Annotated in this window: 11 protein-coding genes; 10 read left to right on the forward strand and 1 reads right to left on the reverse strand. The window is 59.8% G+C overall.

Translation table 11 applies throughout. From position 1 onward, the window contains the following. Window positions 1-69: 69 nt before the first annotated feature. The 7 genes from BKG76_RS14765 (at window position 70) to BKG76_RS14795 (ending at window position 7,735) form a co-directional block, all read left to right on the forward strand. Window positions 70-1,158: an NAD-dependent epimerase/dehydratase family protein gene (locus tag BKG76_RS14765; protein ID WP_070938290.1), complete on the forward strand. Its 1,089-nt coding sequence runs from the start codon at window positions 70-72 to the stop codon at window positions 1,156-1,158. Between the two features lie 164 nt (window positions 1,159-1,322). Next, on the forward strand, window positions 1,323-2,453 hold the full coding sequence (locus tag BKG76_RS14770; protein ID WP_070938291.1) for an acyltransferase family protein: 1,131 nt from the start codon (window positions 1,323-1,325) through the stop codon (window positions 2,451-2,453). A 189-nt stretch (window positions 2,454-2,642) separates the two neighbouring features. Continuing rightward, on the forward strand, window positions 2,643-3,377 hold the full coding sequence (locus BKG76_RS14775; protein WP_070939247.1) for a class I SAM-dependent methyltransferase: 735 nt from the start codon (window positions 2,643-2,645) through the stop codon (window positions 3,375-3,377). Window positions 3,378-3,592: 215 nt separating this feature from the next. Next, entirely contained in the window at window positions 3,593-4,393 is an 801-nt protein-coding gene (locus BKG76_RS14780; RefSeq protein WP_070938292.1) for a TylF/MycF/NovP-related O-methyltransferase, read from the forward strand. Between the two features lie 49 nt (window positions 4,394-4,442). Beyond that, window positions 4,443-5,711, forward strand: a complete 1,269-nt coding sequence (locus BKG76_RS14785) for a glycosyltransferase (RefSeq protein ID WP_070938293.1) — start codon at window positions 4,443-4,445, stop codon at window positions 5,709-5,711. After that, a complete protein-coding gene (locus BKG76_RS14790; RefSeq protein WP_070938294.1) occupies window positions 5,708-6,832 on the forward strand; it encodes an acyltransferase family protein in 1,125 nt (374 codons plus the stop codon). Before BKG76_RS14785 ends, BKG76_RS14790 begins: the two co-directional genes overlap by 4 nt. 114 nt (window positions 6,833-6,946) lie before the next feature. Next, window positions 6,947-7,735 (forward strand): TylF/MycF/NovP-related O-methyltransferase, encoded by a 789-nt coding sequence (locus tag BKG76_RS14795; protein ID WP_070938295.1) that lies wholly within the window; start codon window positions 6,947-6,949, stop codon window positions 7,733-7,735. A gap of 11 nt (window positions 7,736-7,746) precedes the next feature. On the opposite strand, the gene BKG76_RS14800 is transcribed toward BKG76_RS14795, so the two are convergent. Continuing rightward, window positions 7,747-9,000 carry a glycosyltransferase gene (locus tag BKG76_RS14800; RefSeq protein WP_070938296.1) on the reverse strand — a complete coding sequence of 418 codons (1,254 nt, stop codon included), beginning with the start codon at window positions 8,998-9,000 and terminating at the stop codon, window positions 7,747-7,749. A gap of 178 nt (window positions 9,001-9,178) precedes the next feature. Between BKG76_RS14800 and mtf2 the strand changes: the two genes are divergently transcribed. The 3 genes from mtf2 to BKG76_RS14815 all read left to right on the forward strand — a co-directional run bounded on the left by mtf2 (window position 9,179) and on the right by BKG76_RS14815 (window position 11,447). After that, window positions 9,179-9,958 carry a fatty-acid O-methyltransferase Mtf2 gene (gene mtf2 / locus BKG76_RS14805; protein WP_070938297.1) on the forward strand — a complete coding sequence of 260 codons (780 nt, stop codon included), beginning with the start codon at window positions 9,179-9,181 and terminating at the stop codon, window positions 9,956-9,958. A 71-nt stretch (window positions 9,959-10,029) separates the two neighbouring features. After that, window positions 10,030-10,275, forward strand: a complete 246-nt coding sequence (locus tag BKG76_RS14810; protein ID WP_070938298.1) for a hypothetical protein — start codon at window positions 10,030-10,032, stop codon at window positions 10,273-10,275. Window positions 10,276-11,216: 941 nt separating this feature from the next. After that, complete coding sequence (locus BKG76_RS14815) at window positions 11,217-11,447, forward strand: MbtH family protein (RefSeq protein ID WP_005062145.1); 231 nt, start codon at window positions 11,217-11,219, stop codon at window positions 11,445-11,447. Window position 11,448 lies beyond the last annotated feature (1 nt).

Genomic DNA, 11,448 nt, shown 5'->3' on the forward strand with positions numbered 1-11,448 from the left:
ATTGACCGGGAACGCATTACCGGTGCGTGCCGGACACCTAGCTGGTCTGAAAAGAACGGGAGGCTCGGCTTGTCAAGGGCTAGTGCGTCAAAGTCTGTACTCATTTCCGGTGGTGCAGGGTTCATCGGGTCCACCCTGTCCAACCGTCTCGTCCAAGCGGGATACGACGTCGCGGTGATGGACGTCTTGCACCCACAGGTTCATCCCAGGGGACAGGCAGTCGATCTGCCCTCCTCGGTGCGTCTGTTCACCGGAGACGTCACCCACGCGCCAGACTGGGATGCGGTCCTGCGCCTGTTCGAGCCCTCCCAGATCGTCCATTTGGCGGCCGAGACGGGTACGGCGCAGTCGCTTTCGGAGGCCACGCGCCATGGTTCGGTGAACGTGGTCGGTACGACTCAGCTCCTTGACGCCCTAAGCCGCACGGGTCTCGTACCGGACCAGTTGGTGCTTGCATCCTCGCGAGCGGTTTATGGCGAAGGTGCGTGGCAGGCTGGTGCGGACGTGTTCTATCCGCGGCCGCGTAGCCATGCGCAGCTGCTGGCCGGCGATTGGGATCCCACGGGACCTCATGGTGAATCGGCAAACCCTCTCGCCAGCCGTGCCGATCGCACCGAGCCCCGGCCGACCAACGTCTACGCGGGCACCAAGCTTGCTCAGGAGCATCTGTTGGCAGCGTGGGCCGCGGCCCATGACACCAATCTCAGTGTGTTGCGCCTGCAGAATGTGTACGGGCCAGGCCAATCGCTCACCAATTCGTACACCGGAATTGTCACACTCTTCGCACGGCTGGCACGCGAGAAGCAATCGTTGGAGGTGTACGAAGACGGCCGGATAGTCCGCGATTTCGTGTTCATCGACGATGTTGTCGATGCGCTTTTCGCCGCCGTGCACACCCCCGCCGTCGAGCGCCGCACCTTCGATATCGGTTCTGGCACTGCGACAACCATTCACGAGTTGGCCCGCAAGGTGGCCGATGTCTGCGCGGCGCCGGAACCCGTCGTCGTCGGGAAGTTTCGAGATGGGGATGTGCGCGCGGCGAGCTGCGATATCGACCCAGCAATTGAAGGCCTCGCCTGGAGCCCGAAGTGGGCGCTTGAAGATGGCCTACAGGCGCTTCTCGAATGGATCGACAAAGACTGCCCGAATCGTTTTTGAGCAAATACGCGCCTCGGCGTGACACGGCCATCCTGCCCCGGCGGCGGCCATGAATCATTCGTTGTCGCAATGTCTTTCCGACCTGATGTAGAAATGCCAGAAAGCGTGATCACGGACTGGGATGGCGATAGGATGACGCTCCCAGCGAAGAGTGGCGGAGGCGCATGAAGCTCGGTTCTGTATTCGATTCGCGAAACAACGCGTTGAACGCGTGCCGGCTCGCCCTGGCGACCGAGGTGATACTTTTTCACTCGTTTCCGCTGACCGGGCGTGTGGTGGAGTCCAAGGCGGTACTCCAGTTGCTCTTCTCGGTGGGAGTTGACGGATTCTTTGCGCTTTCAGGATTCTTGATCACTGCGAGTTGGCTCCGTAACCCCAATACGCGCGAATATTTCGTGGCGCGAGCTCTGCGCATTCTGCCGGGTTACTACATCGTTCTCGCGGTGACGGCCTTTGTCATCGCGCCGCTGAGCGTGGCGATCCAGGGCGGCTCCGCGGCGAGGCTCCTCTTCTCCAGTGCGCCGATCGAGTACGTATTGAAGAACAGCGCGTTGGTGCAGCTCCAGCTCGACGTAGGCGGAACACCACGCGATATCCCCTACGCGGGAATCTGGAACGCGTCGCTGTGGTCACTTGTCTTTGAGGTGATGTGCTACATCGCGGTGGCTGGGCTTGGCCTACTTGGACTCGCTACTCGACGGTGGACCGCGCCCGTGATTTTGATTTTGGCGACAATTGCGGCGATCTTGCTGCCGCCGCTGACATTCCCCGGGGTCTGGACAATCCCCCAGCTCGCGGTGCGCAGCGCCATAATGTTTTCCGCTGGTGCGCTGTTGTATCAGTGGCGCGATGTGATTCCGGCGCGCTGGTCGCTGGTGGCGGCGAGTGTCGTCATCGTACTGGCCTCAGGAATGCTGCCCGACTACCGCGTGATCGGTGCGCTCCCGCTCGCATACGCGGTCGTCGTCTCGGGCGTGCTGATCAAGAACAAGCGAATGAACATCCGCACGGACTTGTCCTATGGTGTCTATATATATGCCTCGCCCACACAGCAGCTATTGGCTGTTGCAGGGCTGTATAGCTTGAATCCTTTTGTCTTCTTTGGTGTTTCGACGGCAGCGACGTTGATTCCGGCGGCCTTTAGCTGGTTCTTGGTCGAGAAACGTGCGCTGGCCCTGAAGTCGAAGCTCAAACGGAAGCGCGCCGAAAATGCCATCACGACGCACCAAGCGCCGGCGGCCGAGGACAGTGCCCTACCGCGCGAGCGGGCGCTGTTGCCACATGAAGATGGTTAGCTGGCAGTATTGCCAGGAACTTGTCGGTAGGCTGATTTGTATGGTGTTTCGGAATTCTGAGAACGGGCCGAGTTCTTTGAACGGCAAAGAACCGCAAAGGATTCCGTGACCATGCCACTCTTTCGCCTGACGCTCCAGCGCAAGCCGCCGTTCCTGACGCGCCGGTATCCGTATGCGGGCCGTCGTCGCATGCTTGATGCGCTGGGCCCAGACTTGGCGCGGGAAGTCGCGATGTCCGCGGATGACACGGGCCCCGTGGACACGCCGATCGGCCGGATCTTCGAGGGCGCCGACAAGGTCCACAAGCTGCGCCATTACCTGCCCATCTATCAGGATGCTCTCACTCGGACCGAGCGGATGCTCGAGATCGGGGTGGACCGGGGTGGGTCCCTGCAGATGTGGCGGAAGCACTTGCCGGAGGCCACCATCGTGGGCCTGGATATCAATCCCGAGTCCGCACGGCACGATGATCCGCAGCGCGATATTCACGTGCGGATCGGCGATCAGACCGACGTACGATTCCTCGGCGCCGTGGTCGACGAGTTGGGCCCGTTCGACACCGTTCTCGATGACGGCGGGCACACGCCAAAGCAGATGATCGGGTCGTTTAGATACCTGTTTCCGCGCCTGCGGCCCGGCGGGGTGTACATCGTCGAGGATGTGTGCGCCAACTACTGGACGATCTATCGCGATCAGCGTGAATCGTTCATCGACTTCACCAAGTGGTTGATGGATGCGATGCATGCCCACTACCTGGAGATGAAGTCGGTCTACCAGATCATGGAGGGCCATCCGAGGAGGCTCAAGGAAGTCCAAGTGCCCTTCGCGGCCACCATCATCGACCGGATTGAGGTGTTCGACTCGGTGGTGGTCATTCACCGGGCTGACAAGCCCAAAAGCCTCCCGCGGGCGGTCTTCCGATGAGTCCGAATATTAATGAAGGGCGCTGGATCTTCGGCCGGAGTGAGTCAAAAATATTTGGCGACATTCGTGCATAAGATTTCTTGACAGATTCGGCCGAAAATGCAGTCCCTACAAGGGAGTAGCCAGCCTCGAAACGTGTCGACGGAGTCACCAGGGCGGCTATTCTTAGCGCGGGACGGGACACCAGCATTTCGAGATAGGGGCAGTTCTTGACCGTGACCGATTACGACACTCGATCCGCTTATCTGGGCCTGCTTCGGCAGGACCTCACCAGATACGGAGTCGACGAACTTGTGCCAGTGGGATGGAACTGGCTGCACCGCCCCTTTTTCAAATTTGGCGACTACGTGCTCGTGCGCAAGCGTGCGTTCGACGCGCACAAGCGGGACTTGGGGCTGGACTGGCCGGCGGATGCGCTGACGATGATCGGAATGCAGCGACTGACCAGTCTGCAACAGTGCGTTGAGACGGTGCTTACCGATGACGTACCTGGAGACCTTGTTGAATGTGGCGTGTGGCGTGGAGGCGCGTCCATCCTGATGCGCGCGGTCTTGGCCGCGTACGGGGATACGGCACGAAGCGTCTGGCTTTGCGATTCGTTTGAGGGCGTGCCGCCCCCGGACACGACGAACTACAAGGCGGACAAGGGAGACAAGCTGCATCTGGCAGCGCCCATCCTGGCGGTCACCGAAAAGAATGTCAGGGCGAATTTCGAGCGCTATGGGTTGTTGGACAAGCAGGTCCGTTTTGTTCCGGGCTGGTTCAAAGACACCCTGCATGATGCGCCGATTGAACAAATCGCGGTATTGCGGCTTGACGGTGACCTCTATGAATCCACAATCCAGGCGCTTGACGGGCTCTACGAGCGTTTGTCTCCCGGAGGCTTTTGCATCATCGATGATTACCACGCGCTTGACTCGTGCAAACAGGCTGTCACTGATTATCGAACGAAGCACGGGATAACCGCGGAGATCGTGGAAATTGACGGTACCGGTGTGTTTTGGCGTAAGGAATGATGGCGGCGTCACTCCACTGAACCGCGATACCCGAAAGGCGTTAGAGGCGATGAAATTTGTGCTGGCGAGCTACGGAACGCGGGGCGATATCGAACCCTCCCTTGTCGTGGCTCGTGAACTACAGCGCAGGGGACATGACGTCGTCATGGCAGTGCCGCCCGACCTGATGAGCTTCACCGAATCGGCGGGGCTGGAGACGGTCTCTTACGGGTTGGATACCAAGACGTGGCTGGACGTGTATCGCAATTTCTGGACGTTCTTCTTCCACACCTTCTGGAAGGTGCGGGAGATTCGAACGATGTGGCGTCAGATGTGGGAGCTCAGCGATGAGTGCTGGGCGCAGATGAACACCACGCTGATGTCCGCGGCCGAGGGGGCCGATGTGTTGTTCGCCGGGCAGAGCTATCAGGAACCGGCTGCGAATGTCGCTGAGTACCATGACATTCCACTGGTGACGCTGCATCATATTCCGATGCGGCCCAACGGCCAGCTTGTCACCATTCTGCCGTCCCGGCTGGGACGCGCGGCGATGGCGGCCTTCGACTGGGTGGCGTGGCGGCTGAACAAAAAGGTGGAGGATGCGCAGCGGCGCCAACTTCGCCTGCCGAAGGCGTCGAGTCCCTCACCACAGCGGATCGCAGAGCGTAGTTCGCTTGAGATTCAGGGCTACGACTCGGCGTGCTTCCCCGGTCTGGCGACTGAATGGGCCAAGTGGGATGGGTTGCGGCCGTTCGTCGGCTCGCTGACCATGGCGATGACACAGGAGGCCGATGAAGAGGTCTCATCGTGGATCGCGTCGGGAACCCCGCCGATCTTCTTCGGGTTCGGCAGCATGCCGGTTGAATCTCCTTCCGCCGCACTGGACATGATCGGCTCGGCGTGCGCAGAGTTGGGTGAGCGAGCTCTTATCGGCGCGGGGTGGAGCGACTTTGGCGATACCGCTCTTCCCGAGCATGTCAAGGTCGTGGGCGCCGTGAACTATGCGACGGTCTTTCCGCAGTGCCGTGCGGTCGTGCACCACGGAGGTTCGGGTACCACGGCGGCCAGCCTGCGGGCGGGAGTCCCCACGTTGGTTTTGTCGATGGATGCCAATCAAACGCTGTGGGGCGGTCAGATCAAGAAGCTCAAAGTGGGCACCACCCGGCGTTTTTCGACTACCACCCGCGAATCTTTGGTGGCGGACCTGCGGCGAATCCTCGCGCCCGACTATGTCGGCCGGGCTCGGCAGCTCGCCGATGGAATGACCAAACCCGGCGATAGCGCTGTCGCTGCCGCCGATGCCATGGAGCGGTTCGCGCAGGCACGGTGTTCGGCATGAGCCAGGCGGGCGGGGCCAAACCGATGAGAGGTTTGACGCTAGGTCAGGTCTTCGACCCGCGAAACAACGCCTTGAACGCATGGCGACTGGTGTTGGCGGTGAGCGTCATTTTTTGGCATTCCTGGCCCCTCACCGGCCGAACGATCACCTACCGGCCATTCGAGCAGCTCATCGAACAGGTGGGCGTGGACGGTTTTTTTGCGGTCTCTGGATTCCTCATCACCGCGAGTTGGCTACGCAAACCGAAGCTTCGGGACTTCGCGATCGCCCGTGGCTTGCGCATCTTCCCCGGATTGTGGGTGTGCCTACTGGTCATCGCGTTCGTCATCGCCCCCGTCAGCGTTCTGATCCAAGGCGGTTCGGTGGCGGATTTGTTCGCCTCGCACAAGCCGCTCGAGTATGTCCTCAACAATGGCCTGCTCAACGTGTACTACGCCGGCGTCGACGGCACACCGCGGGGCGTCCCGTGGCCCGGGGTATGGAACGGTTCGATCTGGACGCTTGTCTTCGAGATGATCTGTTACATCGCGGTGGCAGTGCTAGGTGTCGCGGGCTTGCTCAAGCGGCGATGGGTCGTTCCGGCGGCGTTCGTGTTCTTCCTCTGTGCGACGACATATCTCTCCTATCCCGTCTTCGCCGCGACGTCCATCCCGCAGATGGTGGCCCGATTCGCGGTGATGTTCGCGGCGGGGGCCCTGCTGAATCAGTACAAGGACGTCATTCCGGCGCGGTGGTCGCTTGTCGCGCTCAGCGTCGTCCTCGTGCTGGCATCTGGGCTGCTTGAGAACTATCGGGATGTTGCGGCGCTGCCGTTGGCCTATGCGGTCATTGTGTCGGGCTCGCTCATTCACAATCCGCGATTGAATCTACGAAACGACCTGTCGTACGGCACGTACATCTATGCCTATCCCATACAGCAACTGTTGGTCGTTTTGGGCTTGGGTAGCCTGAATCTGTTGCTGTTCTTCGCTATTGCGACGGCGGCCACCGTGCCGCTGGCGGCCTTCAGTTGGTTCGTGGTGGAAAAGCACGCGATTGCGCTGAAGTCTCGGCTTACGCGGAAGAAGACGGCAGTGATAGACGAGCCACCGCCAATCCCTGTTGATCGCGATGCGGCTTGACCGCAAGAGGTGCCATCGATCAGCTTGTGAGCCATAGCGATTCGATCAGTCTGAATTGGTTCGCGGCGAGCCTTTCTCACCTCCACACAGACGGCGGATGCTATCGTTTCCGCTGTGGCAGATGAGCTATCGCTCCGTACCCGTATCCAGCTGTGGGCGGTTCGCAAGGAGTATTGGCTTGCGCGCACACTTCTACCCAAAGTCTATTCGAACGATGCGCTGATTTGCTTTAACAGCCATGCGTTCCTTGATGATCCGGACTTTCAGCGCGCGTATGAACGCGGGGTCCGTGCCCTGGGCGGAACGGACTGGTACCAGTGGCACTGGCGGGTGCATGTCGGGCTCTGGGCGGCGGCCAGTGCCAACAAGGTGAAGGGCGATTTCGTCGAGTGCGGAGTCAGCTACGGATTCTTGAGCAGCGCCATCATGGAGTACCTCGATTGGGATCAGCTGGGCAAGACCTTCTACCTACTCGACACCTTCGCGGGCCTCGATCCGCGCTTCGTCAGCACGGGTGAGCGCGACGCCGGCGCGCTCGAAAAGAGCGACAAGCTCGTAAAAAACGGCATGTACGTGAGCTCGGTGGACAGCGTCAAGGCGAACTTTGCGCAGTGGAAGAATCAGCGCGTCATCGTCGGCGCCGTACCGGAGACGCTGGCTGAGGTCGACACCGATGCTGTGGCGTTTCTCCATATCGATATGAACTGTGCTCCACCAGAAGTGGAGACGTTGCGGTACTTTTGGCCGCGATTGTCACCAGGGGCGTTCGTGCTATTGGACGACTACGCGAACCGCGGCCGGGACGAGCAGCGCATCGCGATGGACGAGGTGGCACGCGAGTTGGGTGTTTCCGTCGTTGCCCTGCCAACGGGGCAGGGTCTGATCATCAAGCCACCGCAGTAGCGGATCAGTTCTCACGCCGTTTTCTGGCGGGCGCTGCTCTCGAAGATATCGGCGGCTTTGGTGACGCTGTCCGCCGGGCTGGTCATCTGCGTCGCGACCGCACGTGCCGCGTCCGCGTATTCCGGAGCAAGGATCCGGCGCAGGTCGGCGACCAGAGTCTTCCGGTTGGTCGCGGAAAATCGGCGGGCAGCACCGACTTTCAGTCGGTCAAGTTGGTTTCCCCAGTACGGCTGGTCAGCAGAACTCCAGAGGATCAAGGTGGGTATCCCCGCCCGCAAGCTCGCCGCGGTGGTCCCGGAGCCGCCATGGTGAACTACGGCTCGACTGGCCGCGAAGACCGCCGCGTAGTTGACCGCTCCGACGACTTTGACATGGTCGAGAGGCGCGATATCACTGAAATCGGTGCCGCCGGCACATATCAGTGCGCGCTCACCCAATTCCGCACACGCGGAACTGATCATTTCGATTGTCTCGGCCGGGGATTCGAGAGGGATGCTGCCGGTTGCGAAGCAGATCGGCGGTTTCCCCGCGGCGAGCCAGGAGGCTACGTCCTGGTCGGCTTCGGTTGTCAGCCCCATCGTGAGCGCACCGACAAACGGTCGGCTGCCGTTCCATTTCGCCCATTCCGCGACCAGTCCAGGTACGGAAACTGCGTCGTAGGCCTGGATTTCCACCGCACCTCGGCGTGCGGTGCGCAATGCTGAGGGGCCGGTCGCCCGAGGGAGGCCGAGGGCCTTTCGTTGCGTGTTGTCTGCGTCTTTCGTAGCGCGCCACAACAGCCATTCGGAAAGCAATCCACCGGATCGGACAAGGGGAGCCGGGAGCATCGGCAACAGTTGGCCGTTGGGCCGCATGGGGAAGTGGTGCAGCATGATCAGCGGGATATCGAAGTACTCGGCGATATTGCCGGCGGATTGTTCGAAGTTCAGGCCCGTAGATAACAAATCCGCGCGTTCCGCCAGCGACAGCAGCGTGGTGTTGGTATCCGGCCAGTACCGTGCGATGGGCGCCCAAAGTTCACGCAGCGAACCGATGGGATTGCGCACCAACTGACTCCAGAAGTTCCGGAGGAATTCGTCTTGCAGAAAGTCCTGCAATTTTGGTCCATAGGGCACAGTGGCGAGCCCCGCCGATTCCGCGAACGCGATGAGGTCGGGCGGGACAGCAATGCATACCTCATGTCCCCGTCTTGCCAGTTCACATCCAACACTGACGGACGGTTCTACATCGCCTCGGGTTCCGTAGCACGCCAGCGCAAACTTCATACCGTCCCTGGCCCTTCAATGGTTGTCGCGTCGGTGGACCCGAATCTTGCCATTATCTCTGGTTCTTCAACTGTCGCAAGGCAGTTCAGAGTTTGATAAGTCGGTCTTGAATCCAAACCTCTGACATACTTCGTCGATGGTACGGAGTCGTCCGCTTCAGAGGTCGCGAGACTGGGTCATGTTCAAGCTGAACGCCGCGTTCACGCAGCGGGTTCAGAAATTCATCTACCGGCATGCCACACGCAAGCTCGAGACTGAGGATGTGGTGTTCCTCAACTACGGGTACGAAGAGGACCCCGCGATGGCTGTACCGCTGTCGGCTGCCGATGAGCCCGATCGGTACTCGATTCAGCTGTACCACAGCACCGCCGCCCAGACGGATCTCAGCGGTCAGCGAGTGTTGGAGGTCGGTTGTGGCCACGGAGGTGGCGCCTCGTACTTGGTACGGGCGTTGAACCCGGCCTCGTACACCGGTCTGGACCTGAATCCGGACGGGATCGACTTCTGTCGTAGGCGGCACGATCTGTCGGGCCTGGAGTTCGTTCAGGGCGACGCGGAGAACCTGCCCTTTCCCGATCAGTCCTTCGATGCGGTGATCAACGTAGAGTCGTCGCATCTGTACCCGCACTTCCCGGTATTCCTCACCGAAGTCGCACGTGTGCTGCGGCCCGGGGGACATTTTCTTTACACGGATGCGCGCAGTGTTCAAGACGTCCCCGGCTGGAAGGTAGCGCTCGCGAACGCGCCCTTGCGAATGGTGTCGGAGCGCGGAATCAACGCCGAGGTACGTCGCGGGATGGAGAAGAACCTGGCACGGTGGCGATACGTCATCGACCGTGCCACGCCAACTCTTCTTCGTGGCATAGTTCGTCGATTTGCGCCGGCTCAGCGCGCTTATGACGATCTGCGCGCTGGAGGGTCGGTGGAATACCGTATGTACCGGTTCATCAAGGCCTAGGTGATACGGCAGATTCGTCTTCCGGCAAGGAATTTCATGGTCGTGCACCTGCAGATGGGTATAGTTGAGTAATGAACGTCGTCGAGTCGATAGAACGCGGTCTGGACTGGCTGGCGACACCCCGACATTTACCCGGGCGTCTTGAGATGGAGACTCGGCGGGGGAGACGTTTGGAGCTGGAGGTCGTTTCTGTGGCGATTCGGCTGCCCATTCTGACGGGTGCCGTGTTGCGGCTCCCGGTGTTCGTCATGTTGATGCCGGCCGGTTCGTCCCCCATCGCCGGAACTGATGTCCGCACCGAACAGCCGGTCGACTAACGGGTTTCCGTAACATCGCGCCACGTATTTCATATTCGAGTGGCGCGGCCTCTCAATAACCACCTCTTGCCGGATGTGCCGAAAGCCCTCCGCGGGAGGCTTTCGAGGTTGGTTGGCACACTTCTGTCGATGCGCGACAACGAACGCCGTGGGCTCGCTGTGCACATGTAATGGGCATCGATATAGATCGTCTTCGGCGTACCCCGTAGGTTATTGAGTGAAACGCCCATAACAGCGTTTTTCGCGTAATTCGTTGGGGCGCCCAGGCTAAGGCACCAGGTGGTCTAACGACGCGGGGTATCTGCGGTATTTCTTATAGATGAGAACTTAATTCGTAGCGGATTGTCACCACATTTACTTCTAGATGACCACACTGTTGTGCACTCCTGTTGCTAGCACGCCACGTGTGGCTCTGGTTTTAGGTTGAATCCTTATTCAGGTCGTCGCGAGTTCATTCCGTGCGCACCAGCTTGTAACACTCGCAGTCTAGCGCGCAATGAATTGGATGGGCACCGGTCCGTATGTGAACTCGAAAAACTTCTGAATACGGCGATTTCGGCTACTTCATCAAGCTACTTGGCCAAGATTCCCAGCAAGTCCCGATATTGGGTAACAGGCGTCACCAGTTCTAGCACAATACTTTGCCTGGTGCCTGGGCGATTGGTCGGAACTTGGTTGCTCACATTCACTGCCGAAAGCTCGACTCACGCAGCGGGCCCAGACTTGGTATACTCGTGTGTGCGCTCGTCGCAACAGATTGAAACCACTGTAACCATATCTGATCTGCGTAAACACGTCAATGTTGATATTCTGGCTAATTAGTTGCAGCAGCGAACGGGAATGTGTCAAAGTTACGAAGATTAGAACTTTGTGAAACCCCGTACAACGCTCTAAATTCAGCCGTATGTTTGCGATGTCCACCGAAGCAACCTGGAGAAAGCGTGAGCATCAATCCATTCGATGATGACAAGGGAAGCTTTTTCGTCTTGGTCAACGACGAGGAGCAGCACAGCCTGTGGCCGGCTTTTGCCGACGTGCCCGATGGCTGGAGGGTCGTATTCGGTGAAGCGGACCGCGCTGCGTGCCTGGAGTACATCGAACAAAACTGGACCGATATCCGGCCGAAGAGCCTGCGCGAGAGATTGGCGCAGGGTGGGGGTCTTGGGCGCTGAA

This window comes from Mycobacteroides franklinii, assembly GCF_001853795.1.
Classification (GTDB): Bacteria; Actinomycetota; Actinomycetes; order Mycobacteriales; family Mycobacteriaceae; genus Mycobacterium; species Mycobacterium franklinii.